This window comes from Caulobacter sp. GW822-FHT07D08 (assembly GCF_058798735.1).
The window spans coordinates 398,629-415,045 of record NZ_JBXAKU010000002.1 but is presented as its reverse complement, the minus strand read 5'-3'; the positions used below and the strand labels follow the sequence as shown (position 1 = coordinate 415,045).

Sequence of the window (16,417 nt, the reverse complement as noted above, 5' to 3'; positions counted from 1 at the left end):
CGCTGCAGCCTCCAAGAGATGTAAGGTGGGCGCTGATCCAGCAGGGGTGGATCAGAGCAAGGGGGATACAGGTGCGAGCGCTCAACTGGCTAATCTGGGTATGCGCTGGCTTGCTGATCGCAGTCGCTCTTATTCCAACGCTTACGTATCAAGCTTTTTGGCTACTTTTTACAGGCAAGGACGCCGCCGCTTGGGTTCAAGCATTCGGTTCAATAGCCGCCATTCTGGGCACCGGGCTACTTGGCGTCTTTCAAATCCGCGAAAATCGCAAGGCCGCAAATAGAATTCGCGCTCATGCGCTGGAAGATCAACACAAAGCCTTAGCAGGAATTTGGTCGAGCGCCATTGGGCTCATCGTTAGAGCCGAAGGCTCACTAACCCCGCTTATTGAGCATGCTCGAAACACTGAAGAACGGAAACGCTGGGCGCACGATATCGAGCCAATTGTCGCGACACTTGTCGATGTTCAGGCATTATTGCGCGGATTTCCGAGCTACCTTTTTGCGAACGCCCGCGCAACGCTTGAGCTAACTGCGGTAGTCACCAATCTCCACACCGCTGAAATGGCCACTCGGCGAGTAGGCAAAACGGTAACCCACGAGGCAGACGAAGATGGCAAAGCTCTAGAGGCTATTCTTACTCAGGCTCGTAGTCACATAACCAAGGCCATCGCGAATTTGTACGAGGAATGGGCGGCGGTTGAAGAATCTCATAGGATTTCAGTCGAACAATCTCGCCAATATCTGAACATGAGGTAGTGTACCCCTTAACAAATTCGCGGAAAAAAGGCGGAACCTCCCGGCTCCGCCCTCTCCAAATTCACCTAGCTCAGTACAAACCTACTCCGCCGCCGCCTTCGCCGAGTACCCGAGGATCGCCTTGGTCTCCAGGAACTCCCCGAAGGCGTGATCCCCCCACTCGCGACCGTTGCCGCTCATCTTGTAGCCGCCGAACGGGGCCATCAGGTCGGGGCCGGCGCCGTTGAGGTTCACCTGGCCGGCGCGGAGCTTGCTGGCCACCTTGCGCACCGTCTCCAGGTCGCCGCCCGAGACATAGGCCGCCAGGCCATACTCGGTGTCGTTGCCGACGGTGACGGCTTCATCCACCGTGTCGTAACCGAGGATCGACAGCACCGGGCCGAAGATCTCTTCCTTGGAGATCGTCATGTCGGGCTTCACATTGGCGAAGACGGTCGGCTTCACATAGTAGCCCTTGTCCAGGCCTTCCGGACGACCGACGCCGCCGGTGACCAGGGTGGCGCCCTCGTCGATGCCCTTCTGGATCAGGCCCTGGATCTTGTTCCACTGCGTCTCGGAGACCACCGGGCCCATCTTGTGGTTGCCGTTCGGGTCGCCGACCGTGTGGCTCTCGGCGGCGGCCTTGGCGATGGCGATGACCTCGTCCATGCGCTTGCCCGGCACCAGCATCCGGGTCGGGGCGTTGCACGACTGGCCCGAATTCATCATCATCGAGGCCACGCCGCCGCCCACCGCGCGGGCGAAGTCGGCGTCGTCGAGGATGATGTTGGGGCTCTTGCCGCCCAGCTCCTGGTGGACGCGCTTGACGGTCGGGGCGGCGTTCTTGGCCACCTCGATGCCGGCCCGGGTCGAGCCGGTGAACGAGACCATGTCGACTTCCGGATGGCTGGACAGGGCCGCGCCGACCGTGGGGCCGTCGCCATTGACCAGGTTGAAGACGCCGTGCGGCACGCCGGCGGCGTGCAGGATCTCGGTCCAGATATAGGCGCTGAACGGCGCGATCTCCGACGGCTTCAGCACCATGGTGCAGCCGGTGGCCAGGGCCGGGGCGACCTTGCAGGCGATCTGGTTCACCGGCCAGTTCCACGGCGTGATGAAGGCGCAGACGCCGATCGGCTCCTTGACGATCCGGGTCGTGCCCCGGTCTTCCTCGAACTTGTAGTCCTTGAGCACGGCGACCGCGGTCTGGACGTGGCCGATGCCCATGGCGGCCTGGGCGCGCTGGGCCAGCCAGGCGGGAGCGCCCATCTCCTCGGTGATGGCTTTCGCCATGTCCTCGAAGCGCTTCTGATATTCGGCGATGATGCGCTCGAGCACGTCGATGCGCTCTTCGCGGCTGGTCTGGGACCAGCTGTCGAACGCCTTGCGGGCGGCGCGGACGGCGCGGTCGACATCGACCTCCGAGCCCATCGAGATCACGCCGGCGACCTCTTCGTTGGCCGGGTTGATGACGTCCAGCGTCTTCGGGGCGGCCGGATCGACCCAGGCGCCATCGATATAGAACTTGGTGTACTCGCGCATGCCGTTCTCCTGCCCTTGGATGGTTTGGATAGCCCGCTCTAGTTGGAGAGGCGGCGGGCGGTTTCAAACAAGCATTTAATGTGATCGGCGTTCAGGTGGCTAGCCCTCACCACATCACATCTGCTTCCGCCCCACCCAGCGCCTCGGCGATCCGCCGCCGCGTGGCCTTGGTCGTCTCCTCCGGAAGGTCGTCCGGATCGAACCAGCCGACCGCGTGGATCTCGCCCTCGGCGTCCGAGGCGCAGGGCTCCCAGGTCTCGATACGGTAGAGCAGCACGTGGTCGCCGCGGTGCAGCGCCTCGTTGCTGTGGGCCGAGACCAGGCGCGGCCGCGACAGGGCGCGCACGCCCGCCTCCTCCTGAAGCTCGCGGGCCACGGCGATCTCCGCCGTCTCGCCCCGCTCGACCCCGCCGCCGGGCAGGTACCAGCCCTTGATATAGGTGTGCTGGATCAGCAGGACCTTGCCGGCGTCATTGGTGACCACCGCCCGCACGCCCAGGGTCAGTCCCCGGGTCACGCGGAAGAAGGCGTAGACCAGCGGGCGGGTGAAGGGTTCGATGCGACGGCGCCAGAGCATGAATCCTTGTAGCCATATCGCCGACCCCGAGGGACCGAAAACCTCGTCCTTCGACAAGCTCAGGATGAGGTTTCCTACTGAGCGGCTCAAAAGCAGCCCTCATCCAGAGCCCCGTCGAAGGACGAGGGCGGCCCCACCCTTGCGGTCAGCGGCGCCGGAGGCTAAAGCCGGCTCGACCTTTGTTTTTCTCTTTCCGGAGCCGCGCCATGATCGCGATCGGTGTCATCGCCATTTTCCTGGCTGTCATCCTCGGCCTGAACTTCTTCGAGTTCGGCCGCATCGACTAGGCGATGACGGGCCCCTTCGACTGGCAGACCGCCGCGCCGCACCAGGTTGCGGTGCTGGAAGGCGTCGAGGTTCTGGTCCGTTGCGGGCTGCACCCGTGGGAGCGCCATCCCGAGCGCCCCAACCGGCTGCGCGTCAGCGCGCGGCTGTATTCCCGGACCGAGTTCACCGGTCCGGGGACCTATATCGACTATGATCCGCTGCGCGCCCTGATCGTCGGCTGGCAGGGTCGCGACCATGTCGACCTGCTGGAAACCCTGCTGCAGGAGGCCGTCGACGCGGCCTTCCTCGACCCGCTGGTCGACGCCTGCTGGGTCCGCGTCGTCAAGCCGGAGATCTTCCCGGAAACCCGCGCGGCCGGCGTCGAGTGGTTCAAGGTCCGGCCAGCTTGACGACCGCCCCGCCAAAAGTCGCCCTGGTCACTGGCGCGGCGCGGCGCATCGGCGCCGTCCTGGCGCGGGCGCTGGCCGAGGCGGGCTATGCGGTCGCCCTGCACTATCGCCACTCCGCCGAGGACGCCCAGGCGCTGGCCGACGCCCTGACCGCCGACGGCCATGCCGTGGCGCTGTTTCAGGCCGATCTGTCGACTCCCGCCGCGGGCCAGGCCCTGGTCGCCGCTGTCCGGGCGCGGTTCGGCCGGCTGGACCTGCTGGTCAACAACGCTTCGCTGTTCGAGTACGACACCTTCGAGACCCTGACGGCGGAGCGCTGGGACCGGCATATCGCCACCAACCTGACCGCGCCGGTCTTCCTGATCCACGCCTTCGCCACGGCCCTGGGCGAGGCCGAGACCGGCCTGGTGGTGAACGTGCTGGACCAGAAGGTGCTGCGGCCCAATCCCGACTACTTCTCCTACACCGCCGGCAAGCTGGGCCTGGCCGCCCTGACGCCGGTGCTGGCCCAGGCCCTGGCCCCGAAGGTGCGGGTCTGCGGCCTGTCGCCGGGCGTCACCCTGCCCTCGGGCAAGCAGACGCACGACGATTATGTCCGCGCCGCCCGCGCCACCCCGTCGGGCGTCAGCAGCACTCCGGCCGACCTGGCGCGCGCCCTGCTGTTCATCGTCGACACCCCGGCCTTCTCGGGCCAGACCCTGACCGTCGACGGCGGCGAGAGCCTGCTGGGCCGGGCGCGGGACGTGGCCTACGATCCAGACGTCTAGCGGACTGAGGTCTGGCGAATGGCCGCCGCGCAACTATATTTTGCGCTGCACCTGCTGTTCATGATAAGGGCGCGGCCTCTCTGAAGCGCTCGACTATTCGTCACCGTCGTTTCGCCGAACCGCCCTTCCACATTTGACGCGTTCCGCGCCGCGCTTGGCCAACCCAGCGCAGCCGGTCCAGGTATTCCAGATGCTTAGCCTCGAATTCAATCGCCGGTACTCCATGGCCCACCGGCTGTTGAGCGAACCGTCGTCCAAGTGCAAGACCCCGCACGGCCACGACGAGTACGTGTTCATCCGCCTGCGCCCGGCCACGCGGCTGGACCTGGGCGGCTCGAACATGTCGGCCTCGTTCGAGCGGGCCAAGCGCGCCTGGCACGGCTGGATCGACAGCGCCGTGGACCACGCGTTCCAGGCCAATCTGGCCGACCCGCTGATCGGCTTCTTCCGCGAGCACGAGCCCGAGACCCTGGCGCGGGTCATGACCTTCGACGGCGACCCGACCACCGAGGCCCTGGCCATCGCCATGGCGCTGAAGGCCAAGGCTTTCCTCGCCATCGACGGCCTGTTCACGCTAGAGTCCCTCAGGATCCAGGAAACCCCGACCAACGCGGTCGGCCTGGACGCCACGGACATGGCCGGCCTCGCCGGTTGGGCGCCCGGTCAGTGGTGCCTGCGCGCGGACAACAGCATCAACGACTTCTAGCGAAACCGGATCGAATGGCCGCTCCCGCTTCCCTCGCCGACACCGCGCCCGCCGACGCTCCGACCGACGCCCCCTTGGCGCGGATCATCGTCACCAAGGTCTTCGTCCGTGGCCTGAAGGTCGACGCCGAGATCGGCGTCTATGACCACGAGCACGGTCGCATGCAGCCGCTGGTCGTCGATGTCGAACTCGACGTGGCCGCCAGCCACTGCGAGCGCCTGGGCGACACGGTCAACTACGAGACCATCGGCGAGGCCGCCCGCGCCATCGCCGCCGAGGGCCATATCGACCTGGTGGAGACCTTCGCCGAGCGCCTGGCCCAGGCCTGTTTCACCGATCCGCGCGTCACCCGCGCGCGGGTGCGGGTCGAAAAGCCCCTGGCCCTGGCCCCGCACGCGGCCGCCGCCGGCGTCGAGATCACCGCCGTCCGGTCCTAGTCCATGGCGATCACCCACTGCGCCCGACTGGCCCCCTTCCAGCCCGAGACGGTCTGGACCCTGGAAGCCGGCGCGCTGGTGGAAACGCGCGGCAAGGTCGAGCGCCGCTTTCCGCTGTCCAGCCTGACCCGCTACAGCCTGGCTGTCGACAAGACCGGCGGCCGGCGGCGCGGCCTACTGCTGACCTTCGGCCGGCGCCGCCTGAGCATCGCCTCGCAGAGCTATGTCGGACCCGGTCAGTTCGAGGACCGGCTCTCCAGCTTCTCGACCCTGGCCCGCGCCATCGCCGCCGTCGGCGCGGATCTGGCGCCCCGCGCCCGCTTCGGCCTGGCGCGGTTCGAGGCGCGCGCCGCCCTGACCTGGGTGATGGGCCTGACCGCCTTCGGCGCGGCGGCGATGCTGCTGTTCTCGCTCACGGCGGGCATGGCCTCGGTCGGCGTCGACATGGCCGCGCGGATGAGCTTCGTGCTGATCCTGATGTTCGCCGTCCTGCCCTGGCTGAACCGAGGGACGCCGTTCGATCCCCACGACCCGCCGAGCGATCTTCTGCCTTGAGACCGTGATGCGGGGGAGCATCCGGGTTACGTCGCCTTCATGACGCCACCTTCATTTGCATCCCGCCGCGATCGGCGCGACGATTGGGCCAACGACGTTCTTCTAGGCTCAAGCTCGTGTCCGACCCCACCGCCATCGACCCCGCCGTCCCGCCGCGTCTGCAGGACGACAAGACCCTGCCCGGCGTCGTCTACGCCCTGCACATCGCCGGCGGCGTGACCGGCGGCCTCACCAGCCTGATCGGCGCGATCATCGCCTATATCAGCCGCAAGGACGCGCCCGAGTGGCTGGCCAGCCACTACGAGTTCCAGATCCGCACCTTCTGGCTGGCGCTCGGCTTCAGCGTCGTCGCCCTGCTGCTGACCCCGGTCGGGATCGGCGTCTTCCTGCTGCCCGCCATCGGCGTCTGGCTGGTCGTGCGCGGCGTCGTGGGTCTGTCGAACCTGCTGAAGGGCCAACCCTATCCCACGCCCAAGAACTGGATGCTGTAAGACCATGACCGACACCACCGCCGTCACCACCCCCGACCCCATCGATTCGCGGGCCGAAGAGGACAAGGTCCTGCCGGCCGTCGTCTACGGCCTCTATCTGCTGGGCTTCACCAACGGCCTGACCTGGATCATCGGCCTGATCGTCGCCTATGCGAACCGCGACGCCGCCGGGCCGATCAACGAGAGCCACTACACCTTCGCCATCCGGACCTTCTGGCTGTCGATCGCCTGGTTCCTGATCGGCGGCGCGCTGATCTTCTTCGGCATCCCGATGCTGATCGTGCTGGTCGGCCTGCCGATGATCATCGCCGGCGGCCTCATTCTGGGGGCGGTCGGCCTGTGGTTCGTGGCCCGCTGCGTTGTCGGGATCTACTATCTGTCGCGCGGCGAGGCATATCCGCGCCCGCGCGCGTGGCTGATTTAGAGGCGCCGTTCCCGCCGGGCGCCCGCTGAAGAGCCATCCGCTCGCCCCGCTTCCCCTGCCAGTTGAGACGGCTCGACGGAAGCGGGGCCATCGGATGACCTGTGCGGCCTGGCGGCTGGGACGCCCCGTTTTTCGGGGTTGGCGCCCGTCTTGGGTGAACGTCTGGGGGGACGTGATGCTGGCGCGACTGGTTGGGATCATCTTGGGGCTGATCCTGGCGACGTCGGGATACGTGGTGGCGGGTTGGGGCTCGCTGGGGAATTGGGCCACGAATCTCGATCTCGGACCGTTCGAGCCGCATCGGCCCGCCGTCGGTGTGGCGGCGGCGATGGTGGGCGGGGCGCTCATCGTCGCCGCCCTGCTTCCCCGCCGCAAACCGAAGAAGCGCGCCGCGCCGATGGCCTTTGGCCTGGAGCTGGGGGAGCCGCGAGCCCAGCCGGCAGCCGCCTCGTCGGCTCCGGAGCCCGTTGTGGCCCCGCTGCAATCTCATCCCCAACCTGTGGCTCCGCCGGTCATGACAGTGGCCGCGCCCGTCGCCACGCCGACTCCTCAACCGGCCCCGCCGCCAAGGCCCGCGACCTTCGCCGAACTGCGCGCGCGCCTGGTCTCGCTCAGCCACGGTGAGTCCTGGCACGAGGCCGCGCGCACCCTGTCGGCGATGAAGACCACCGCCCGCACCGACGAGGAGCTGGCGATCGTCTATCGCGATCTCGGCGACTTCGCCCGCGCCCAGGGCCAGATGGACGACGCCGCCGAGGCCTATGACACTTCGGTTTCCTACGCTCGCCAGGTGCGCCAGACGCACGGCAATGACGAGAGCGCCGAGCTGCTGGCCGGTTCGCTGTCGGGCGTCGGCGACGTGGCCGAGGCCGAGGGCCGCCTGGACGCCGCCCTCGCCGCCTTCGAGGAAGCCCTGGCCCTGCGCCGCTCGCGCGGCGGCCGCGAGGCCGGTGACACGGGCGCTCAGCGGGCCTTGTCGGTGAACCTGGAGCGCCTGGCCGACCTGCGCGAGGACCGGGGCCACCGCATGCGAGCCCTGGATCTCTACCGCGAAAGCTACGACATCGCCGGCCGCCTCGCCGCCGCCGACCCGGCGCGGTTCGGACCGGACCTGGCGGCGACGCGCGCGCGCCTGAACGAGCTTGAAGCCAAGATCTCGAGCTGAGTATCTACCAGGTGAAGGTCGTCGCCGCCCGCGCCGGGATGCTGGCCTTGAAGCGGCGAGCGCCCTCGACGATCGCGAAGTCCGCCGGGGCCTTGCCGGTGTTCAGCACCAGCAGCACGCGGCCGCCATCCCGGTTCTGGAACGCCACCGTGCGCAGGTCGCCGACCTTTTCCGGCGAGCCGATCCGCACAGCGCCGGGCTTCACGAAGCGGCTCGCCTGGCCAAAGGCGTAATATTCCTGGGTGCGGGTGATCGCGCCGCTCGTGCTGTCGATCGTCACCACCGGACGACAGTCGCCGCAGCCGCCGGCGTGGGGGCCGAACTTTTCGTCCAGGGCCAGGTTCCACATCAGCACGCCGCGCGCGCCGCGACGGGTGGAGCCGATGATCAGCTGCTCGACCATCCACGAGAAGCTGTCGTCGAAGCTGGGGGCCCATTCGCCGCCCGAGCACTCGGTGAAGAACACATCCTTGTCCGGATGGGCCGCGCGCACCGTCTCCATGGCCTCGACCTGGCCGGCATAGCAGTGCCAGGCGACGCCGGCGACGAAGGCCCTGGCCTTGGCGTCGGCCAGCACGGTCATCGGCTGCTGCGGCTGGTCCCAGTTGTGATCCCAGTCGAGCACCTTGGTCGCGATCTTCTCGCGCTTGAAAACCGGCGCCAAGTTGTCGCCGAAGAACCTGGCGCGGTCGGCGGGCAGCCAGCGCATGCCGGGATAGTTGTCAGGCTCGAAGTCGGGCTCGTTCTGGATGCTCAGATAGTCGGTGGGGACGCCCACCTTCCTGGCTTCCTTGATGTAGCGGGCGAAGAAGTCGGCATAGACCGGATAGGCCTCGGGCTTCAGTTGCCCCTTCACCAGCGAGCCGGTGGTCTTCATCCAGGCCGGAGCGCTCCACGGCGAGGCCATGACCTTCAGCTCGGGATTGATCTTCAGGGCCGCGCGCACGGTCGGGAACACGAATTCCTGCGGCCGCTTCAGCGAGAAATGCTGCAGCGCCGGATCGGCCGCGCCACCCGGCGCGTCGTCCAGGCTGTAGTGGTCCAGCGAGAAGTCCGAGGCGCCGATCGTCACGCGCGTGAAGCTGAAGCCAAGGCCGCCCTCCCCGCGCCCATAGAGCTCGCGCAGCAAGCTGTCGCGCTGGGCTGGGGTCAGCTTGTTCTGGATCAGCCAGGCCGAGGCGTCGGTGATTGCCGCGCCGAACCCGACCATGGTCTGGTGGCGCTCCTTGGCGTCGACGGCGATGACCGGCAGGCTGGCGATCGCGTCGGCCGCCACCGCGACCGACGGCGCCTGGGCGGCCAGGAGCTGGCTCTTGTCGCCCGTGGTCGTCCAGCTGTGCAGCTTGGGCGCGGCGTGAGCGGGGGCCGCCGCGACGACCGCGGCGGCGAGGGTGAGGGAAAGGGTTCGCATCACGGCTTCCGCGACCAGGCCTTGAGGTTGGCCGCGCCGGTCAGGGCCATGTCCCCGGCGTGGCTGCCGACATACAGCGGATAGCTGCCGGCGGGGATCGTCCAGCCCGGCTTGGCGACGTCATAGTCGGCCAGCAGGCGCGGCTCGACGGTCAGGGTCACCCGCTTGGTCTGGCCCGGCGCCAAGTCTACCTTCTCGAAGCCCGCCAGGCGGACCATCGACTTGCGCTTGCCCGCCGTGACGTAGAGTTGCGGTGTGTCGGCGCCGGCGACCTTGCCGGTGTTGGTGACGTCGAAGCTGACCTTCAGCCCCGCCGCGTCCTCGACCTTGAGGTTCTTGTAGGCGAAGGCCGTATAGGAGAGGCCATAGCCGAACGGATAGAGCGGCTGGCGCTTCTCCTGCGCGTACCAGCGGTAACCTACGGCGGCGCCCTCCGGATACTGCACGGCGAAGCCCTTGATGCCGGGAACGGTTTGGCCGGCGCGGCGGGCGTCGTCGATGGCCGCCTGCTCGGCGAAGCCCGGCGCGCTGGCGCGCGGGGCCTGGTCGGCGGATTTCGGGAAGGTCATGGCCAGGCGGCCCGACGGATTGACCTCGCCGAACAGCAGGCGGGCGATGGCCTGGCCGCCGCGCTGGCCGGGATACCAGGCCTGCAGCACCGCGCCGACGCGATCCAGCCAGGGCATGGTCACCGGACCGCCGGTCTCCAGCACGACGATGGAATTCTTGTTGGCCGCCGCGACGGCGTCGATCAGGGCGTCCTGATTGTCAGGCAGAGCGATCGACGGGGCGTCCTGGGCCTCGGTCTGCCAGTGCCAGGCGAAGACGATGGCGACGTCGGCGTCCTTGGCGGCGGCGGCCGCGGCGACCGGGTCCTTGCCGTCGACATAGATCACTTCAGCGCCCGGCGCGGCGGCCTTGATCGCTTCCAGCGGCGAGGAGGCGTGCCAGGTGACCCGGACGAACGAGGCCGCCTCGCCGCCGTCCAGCGGGATCTCGACCGGCGCGCCGCCGACCGAACGCACCTGCGACGAGCCGCCGCCCGAGATCACCCCGACATCGGCATGGGCGCCGATCAGCACGATCTTCTTGGCGGTCTTGGCCAGCGGGAGAAGATTGCCCTCGTTCTTCAGCAGCACCGAGCCGCGCTCGGCCACGGCCTGGGCGACCTTGGCGTGGGCGGCGTAGTCGATCGGCTGGGCGGTCGTCGGGGTCGGGTTGTCCATCAGGCCCGAGGTGATCACCCCGTGCAGGATGCGGCGGACCATGTCATCGACACGAGCCTGGCTGACCTCGCCCTTGGCGACGGCGGCCTTGAGGTCGTCACCGAAGAAGATCTGGGTGTCCAGCTCCTGGCCCGACTGCTGGTCCAGCCCCGCCAGCGCGGCCTTCACCGTGCTGTGCACCGCGCCCCAGTCGGACATCACGAAGCCGGGATAGTTCCAGTCGCGCTTCAGCACCTTGTTCAGTAGGAAGTCGTTCTGGCAGGCCCAGTCGCCATTGACCTTGTTGTAGGCGCACATGACCGAGGCGGGGTTGCTCTTCTCGATCGCGATCTGGAAGGCCAGAAGGTCGCTTTCGCGCAGGTCCGCCTCGCCGATCTGGGCGTCCATCACGTGACGGCCGGTCTCCTGGGCGTTCAGGGCGAAGTGCTTGATCGTCGAGATGATGTGGTTGGACTGCACGCCCTTGATCTGCTCGGCGACCATCTCGCCGGCCAGCAGCGGGTCTTCGCCGAGATATTCGAAGTTGCGGCCCGCCCACGGGTCGCGGGTCAGGTTGACGCCGCCGGCCAGCAGAACGTTGAAGGTCTTGGCGCGGGCCTCGGCGCCGATCATCGCGCCGCCGGCATAGGCCAGCTTGGGCTCGAAGGTCGAAGCCAGGGCCAGGCCCGACGGCAGGGCGGTGGCGACGTCGCCCTTGCGCTGCTCGACCTGGTTGGCCACGCCGAGGCTGGCGTCGCTCTCACGGAGCGTCGGGATCTTCAGGCGCGGCACGCCCGGCACATAGCCGGCCGAGGGGATCATGTCGGCCGGCGCCGGCTTGGTGTTGGGCGGGAACAGCCCGTGCAGGTACGTGATCTTCTCGTCCATCGTCATCTGCTTGACGAGGGCGTCGGCGCGGGCCCAGGCCGGGTCGTTGGCGCGCGGGGCCAGCGGGGCGCTGTCCTTGGTCGGCATGACCTGGGCGAGCGCCCCGGATCCAAAGGCCAGGGACATCGGGGTCAGGGCGAGCAACGCCACGGCGGCGGTGGTCCGGCACAGGATCCGCAAGGCGGATGAAGGCTGGGCGGCGGTCGTCATGGCGTTACTCCGTCGAAAACGTCTAGGGGACTGGAACAGGGGTCGCCGGCAGCGGCGGGGCCTGGCACGCGCGGGCCACGAACTCGGCGTGGCTGGGCATCACGTTCAGGCACTTGCCGATGACGGTCTGGATATTGCCGAGATGGGTGGCGATGGCCTCGTCCGAGTGGACGCGAACCAGCGGGTCGTAGCCGCGCGGGATCACGCCCTGGCCCAGGAACACCTGGATCCAGCTCTCCTCGGTGAACAGCTCGTCGTCCTCGCGGAACACCCGGCCGTTGGCGCGGAACAGGTCCATCTTCCGCTGCAGGGTGGCGGGGACTTCCATGTCGCGGCAGTGGCGCCAGAACGGCGTGTCGTCGCGCTCGGTGGCCTTGTAGTGCAGGATGATGAAGTCGCGGATGCGCTCGTATTCGAAGTCGCTCTGGCGATTGAACTCGTCGACATTGGCCGGGTCGAAGCCAGCGTCCGGCAGCAGGCGAACCATGCGGATCACGGCCGACTGGATCAGGTGCAGGCTGGTCGACTCCAAGGGCTCCATGAAGCCGCTGGCCAGGCCGATCGAGACGCAGTTCTTGTTCCAGATCTTCTTGCGCTTGCCGGTCGTGAAGCGGATGCGCAGCGGGTCGGCGCGCTGGGCGCCGTCCAGGTTTGCCAGCAGGACGCGCTCGGCCTCGTCGTCGTCGATATATTGCGATGAGTAGACGTGGCCGTTGCCGGTGCGGTGCTGCAGCGGGATCCGCCACTGCCAGCCGGCGTCGTGCGCCGTCGAGCGGGTATAGGGCGTGAAGTGCGCCGAGCGCTCGGTCGGCACGGCGATGGCCCGGTCGGCCGGCAGCCAACGGGTCCAGTCCTCGTAGCCGGTCTTCAGGGCCTGCTCGATGATCAGGCCCCGGAAGCCCGAGCAGTCGACGAACAGGTCGGCGGTGATGACCTCGCCGTCGTCCATGGTCACCGACTGGACGAAGCCGTCCTCGGGCCGCAGCGTGACGTCGACGATCTTCCCCTCGCGCCGCTGGACGCCGCGCGCCTGGGCGTAGGTCGACAGGTGCTTGGCGTAGAGGCCGGCGTCGAAGTGGAAGGCGTGGGCGATGTGGCCGATCGGCGACTCGGCCATGTCGGCCCGGGCGCGCATGAACCTGTCCTGCAGCGCCATGGCGTTGTTGATCGACAGGGCGTCGAAGTCCGGGGCCTGGCCCAGCTCCCGCATCCGCAGCCAGTACTGGTGCACGCGCAGCCAGCCCAGGTCCTGGCCCAGCACGCCGAAGCCGTGCAGGTAGCTCTCGCCCTTGCGGAACCAGTCGCGGAACTCGATGCCCAGCTTGAAGGACCCTTGCGTCTTGCGCAGGAAGTCGTCCTCGTCGAGGCCGAGCAGCTCGTTGAATTTCTTGATGGCGGGGATGGTCGCCTCGCCGACCCCGACGGTGCCGATCTGCTCGGACTCGATCAGCACGATCTCGTAGAGACCCTGGAACAGCCGCGAGCACAGCGCCGCTGTCATCCAGCCCGCGGAACCGCCGCCGGCGATCAGTATTTTCTTGAGCGGTTGCAACCACCCGCCTCCCATTGAGCTCGAAGGTCGGGGCCGCCATAGGCGACCCCGCCTCCGTTGGTTCTTGCCTGGCGAGCCCAAGTCGCGGGGGAGCGCGGCTCGGCTCGGCCTTCTGCTTAGAACCGATAGTTCACGCCGAACAGGATCTGACGGCCGTACTTCTCGTAGGTCTCGGGCAGCGAACCGCCGTTCTGGGTCTTGGTGCCGCCGCCGTCGAGGCCCAGGCGCGTGCGGTACGGCGAGTCCGTCAGGTTGTTGACCTGCAACAGGACCCCGAGGTTCTCCAGCGGACCGTCGTTGAAGGTGTAGCCGATCTGGGCGTCCACCTGCTTGTCGGCCAGGATCTCGGTTTCGCCACGCTTGGCATAGAGTTGCACCACTTCGCCCTTGAAGGCCGAGCGGTAGCGCTGGCTGATGCGCGCCTGGAAGCCGCCGCGCTCGTAATAGCCGGTGACGTTGTAGACCGTGCCCGACAGACCTGGGATGCGGACTTCCTGCGTCGGATCGGGGTTGCCGGTCGGGTTCAGGTTCGATTTGGTCAGCGACAGGCTGCCCTGCAGGCCAAAGCCCTTCAGCATGTCGGCGAACTGGCCGAGCTCGACGGCGCCGCTGAACTCGACCCCCTTGACCACGCCGCCGTTGCCGTTGGCCGGCAAGGTGATCTGGCCGATCGGGCTGATGGTGACGTTCGACGGAATCTGGCTGGCCGCCGTGGGTCGCGGGATGCCCGTGAAGTCGAAGGTGCCGGACTGCTGATAGATGTAGGTGTCCAGCTTCTTGTAGAAGCCGGCGATCGAGAAATAGGTCGCGGGGCTGACATACCACTCGTAGGCCAGGTCAGCGGCCTTGGCCAACCACGGCTTCAGGTTCGGGTTCCCGCCCGAGGCGCTCCACGGATTGACCGTCGAGCCGGGGGCGCAGCCGCCCGGTCCAGTGCAAATCAGGGCGTCGAAGCCCGGCGTCACGTTGGCGCGCATGTCGTCCATGCGCGGCCGGGCCATGGTCTTGGACAGGGCCAGGCGCAAGCGATGCCCGCCGCCCAGGTCGTAGATCAGGTTCATGCTCGGCAGGACGTCGGTATAGTCGTCCTTTACCGCGATCTTGGTCGGGACGACCGGTTGGCCCGGCTCGGTGCCGTTGATAACCATGCCGCTCGATTCCTGCTTCTGCTGGACCACCTGGACGCCGACATTGCCGCGCAGGTCGCCGCTCTGGAAGTTGGCCTTGGCGAAGAAGGTCGTGACCTCCTCGGTGATGTCCCAGTTCTTGTCGTAGTAGTTGGCGTCCAGGATCGGGGAGGAGTTGTAGTACTTCTTCCAGACGTCGCCGATCTTGACCGAGAGGACATCGCCGAAGCCGGCGAAGCCGAGGTTGGTCGGCGAGACCAGATCGGCCTGGTCGACATAGACCTGCTGGCGGCCGTTCTTCAGGAACAGGTCGTTGTCCGAGACGGTCTTGCCCTTGTCGCGCTTGGTGTAGTTCACGCCGGCCGACAGCTGGGTGATGAAGCCGTCCATCTCGTGCTCGAGGCGGATGTCGACGGCCTTGACGTCTTCCTTGACGTGCGGATAGCGGATCGCGCCGTCGTGACCCCAGCCGCCCCACGGGGCGCGGTCGCCCAGGGTGACCTTGCTGGCGTCGGCATAGTTCAGGCCTTCGTCATATTGCGAGAACCCGTTGTCGGCGACCTTGAAGCCGATGGTGTCATAGGTGCGGCCCACGTCCGCCGTCGACCCGGTGACCCCGCCCACGCCACGGCCGTAGCCGGCGTAGGTCTCCATGATCTGTTCCTTCCGCTTGTTCGACGAATAGGACAGGTCGGCGACCAGCTTGGTGTTTTCGGTCAGCTGGAATTCGTTGTTGAAGCCGGCCGAGAACAGCTGGTCCTGGCGGGTGTTGTAGTCGTTGCGCACGATCGGCACGCCGTGATTCAGCGTGCCGCCGGTGGCGAACTTCGAGCCGCCCATGTCGGCGGTCGTGACGTTCGAATAGGTCACGCCGTCGGCGTACGGGTTCGAGAACCACTGGGCGCCGCGCGTCGTCTCCTTCTGCTTGAAGGTCGAGTAGTACAGGTCCAGCGTCGAGTGAATCCGGTCGTTCGGCTGGTACTCGAAGATACCGATGACCGCGTCGCGCTTGTTGTTGCGCGAGACGGCCATGATCTCCTGGCCGTTCAGCATCAGGGCGCCGTCGGCGCTGTCCGGCGAGGTCGATTCCGGCGGGAAGGCCTCGTAGCCATAGGCCTTGTAGCGCTTCACCTGCGACGGCGAATCCAGGTGGGCGTAGCCGAGGGCCACGCCGATCGTGCCGTCGGCGAACTGGTTGATGTAGCTGGCGCTGAAACGGCCGCCCGTGTTGCGGGAATCGTCGTTCAGCTTCTTGCCCGAGGTCTTCTCGCCGCGCAGGTTCAAGGCCAGGACGCGCTTGCCGTATCCCAGCGGGCGCACGGTGCGCAGGTCGGCGGTGCCGGAAAGGCCCATGCCCGAGACCTGGGCGTCCGGCGTCTTGTAGATCACCACGCTGGACAGCAGTTCCGACGGATACTGGTCGAACTCGACGGCGCGGTTGTCGCCGGAGCTGGCCTGCTGACGGCCATTCAGCAGGGTGGTGGTGAAGTCGGGCGCGAGACCCCGGATCGAGATCACCTGGGCGCGGCCGTTGACGCGCTGCGCGGCCAACCCGGGAAGACGCGCGATCGACTCGGCGATCGACACGTCCGGCAGCTTGCCGATGTCCTCGGCCGAGACGGCCTCGACGATCGAGGTCTCGTTCTTCTTGATGTTGATCGAGTTCTGGATGCCCGCGCGGATGCCGGTCACGACGATCGCGTCGACCGTGTCGTCGGCTTCCGGGGCCGGAGCAGCCGCCTGCTGGGCAAAGGCCGAGCCGGCCAGGGCCAGCGTGATCGCGGCGGTGGAAGCGGTGACGTAAAATTTCTGGATGGACGGACGCGCGCCGCTCTTGCGGTTTATCATCTAGCTCTCCCCTCTGAAGCCGCTCCTGCGCGAAGCGACGGCCTTTTTTGTCGTGAGGCCAACCTTGGCCGTGGAAGCGCTTCCATGGAAGCGCTTCC

The 16,417-nt window shown here is 67.4% G+C and carries 16 protein-coding genes; 10 read left to right on the top strand and 6 right to left on the bottom strand.

The window, feature by feature from the left end:
• Positions 1-110 precede the first annotated feature (110 nt).
• Complete coding sequence (locus AC1RJ9_RS05785; RefSeq protein ID WP_492836792.1) at positions 111-758, top strand: hypothetical protein; 648 nt, start codon at positions 111-113, stop codon at positions 756-758.
• 81 nt (positions 759-839) lie between these two features.
• On the opposite strand, the gene AC1RJ9_RS05780 is transcribed toward AC1RJ9_RS05785, so the two are convergent.
• Positions 840-2,279: an aldehyde dehydrogenase family protein gene (locus AC1RJ9_RS05780; protein ID WP_492836791.1), complete on the bottom strand. Its 1,440-nt coding sequence runs from the start codon at positions 2,277-2,279 to the stop codon at positions 840-842.
• Positions 2,280-2,385: 106 nt separating this feature from the next.
• On the bottom strand, positions 2,386-2,856 hold the full coding sequence (locus AC1RJ9_RS05775) for an NUDIX domain-containing protein (RefSeq protein WP_492836790.1): 471 nt from the start codon (positions 2,854-2,856) through the stop codon (positions 2,386-2,388).
• Between the two features lie 206 nt (positions 2,857-3,062).
• Between AC1RJ9_RS05775 and AC1RJ9_RS05770 the strand changes: the two genes are divergently transcribed.
• From AC1RJ9_RS05770 to AC1RJ9_RS05730, 9 genes are all read left to right on the top strand, one after another.
• Complete coding sequence (locus AC1RJ9_RS05770) at positions 3,063-3,143, top strand: hypothetical protein (RefSeq protein WP_492836925.1); 81 nt, start codon at positions 3,063-3,065, stop codon at positions 3,141-3,143.
• Between the two features lie 3 nt (positions 3,144-3,146).
• Entirely contained in the window at positions 3,147-3,533 is a 387-nt protein-coding gene (locus AC1RJ9_RS05765; protein WP_492836789.1) for a dihydroneopterin aldolase, read from the top strand.
• Positions 3,530-4,300 (top strand): SDR family oxidoreductase, encoded by a 771-nt coding sequence (locus AC1RJ9_RS05760; RefSeq protein WP_492836788.1) that lies wholly within the window; start codon positions 3,530-3,532, stop codon positions 4,298-4,300. Before AC1RJ9_RS05765 ends, AC1RJ9_RS05760 begins: the two co-directional genes overlap by 4 nt.
• A gap of 190 nt (positions 4,301-4,490) precedes the next feature.
• On the top strand, positions 4,491-5,006 hold the full coding sequence (locus AC1RJ9_RS05755; RefSeq protein ID WP_492836787.1) for a 6-pyruvoyl trahydropterin synthase family protein: 516 nt from the start codon (positions 4,491-4,493) through the stop codon (positions 5,004-5,006).
• A gap of 14 nt (positions 5,007-5,020) precedes the next feature.
• Positions 5,021-5,443 (top strand): dihydroneopterin aldolase, encoded by a 423-nt coding sequence (gene folB / locus AC1RJ9_RS05750; protein WP_492836786.1) that lies wholly within the window; start codon positions 5,021-5,023, stop codon positions 5,441-5,443.
• Positions 5,444-5,446: 3 nt separating this feature from the next.
• A complete protein-coding gene (locus AC1RJ9_RS05745; protein WP_492836785.1) occupies positions 5,447-5,998 on the top strand; it encodes a hypothetical protein in 552 nt (183 codons plus the stop codon).
• Positions 5,999-6,114: 116 nt separating this feature from the next.
• Positions 6,115-6,489: a DUF4870 family protein gene (locus tag AC1RJ9_RS05740; RefSeq protein WP_492836784.1), complete on the top strand. Its 375-nt coding sequence runs from the start codon at positions 6,115-6,117 to the stop codon at positions 6,487-6,489.
• Between the two features lie 4 nt (positions 6,490-6,493).
• Positions 6,494-6,913 carry a DUF4870 family protein gene (locus AC1RJ9_RS05735; protein WP_492836783.1) on the top strand — a complete coding sequence of 140 codons (420 nt, stop codon included), beginning with the start codon at positions 6,494-6,496 and terminating at the stop codon, positions 6,911-6,913.
• A 175-nt stretch (positions 6,914-7,088) separates the two neighbouring features.
• Positions 7,089-8,078 carry a tetratricopeptide repeat protein gene (locus AC1RJ9_RS05730; protein ID WP_492836924.1) on the top strand — a complete coding sequence of 330 codons (990 nt, stop codon included), beginning with the start codon at positions 7,089-7,091 and terminating at the stop codon, positions 8,076-8,078.
• A gap of 4 nt (positions 8,079-8,082) precedes the next feature.
• Here AC1RJ9_RS05730 and AC1RJ9_RS05725 read toward each other — a convergent pair whose 3' ends face one another.
• The 4 genes from AC1RJ9_RS05725 to AC1RJ9_RS05710 form a co-directional block, all read right to left on the bottom strand.
• Entirely contained in the window at positions 8,083-9,489 is a 1,407-nt protein-coding gene (locus AC1RJ9_RS05725) for a glycoside hydrolase family 30 protein (RefSeq protein ID WP_492836782.1), read from the bottom strand.
• Positions 9,489-11,792 carry a beta-glucosidase family protein gene (locus AC1RJ9_RS05720; protein WP_492836781.1) on the bottom strand — a complete coding sequence of 768 codons (2,304 nt, stop codon included), beginning with the start codon at positions 11,790-11,792 and terminating at the stop codon, positions 9,489-9,491. The genes AC1RJ9_RS05725 and AC1RJ9_RS05720 overlap by 1 nt, the downstream gene beginning before the upstream one ends.
• A gap of 22 nt (positions 11,793-11,814) precedes the next feature.
• Positions 11,815-13,344 (bottom strand): tryptophan halogenase family protein, encoded by a 1,530-nt coding sequence (locus tag AC1RJ9_RS05715; protein WP_492836780.1) that lies wholly within the window; start codon positions 13,342-13,344, stop codon positions 11,815-11,817.
• 116 nt (positions 13,345-13,460) lie between these two features.
• Entirely contained in the window at positions 13,461-16,319 is a 2,859-nt protein-coding gene (locus AC1RJ9_RS05710; protein ID WP_492836779.1) for a TonB-dependent receptor, read from the bottom strand.
• Positions 16,320-16,417 lie beyond the last annotated feature (98 nt).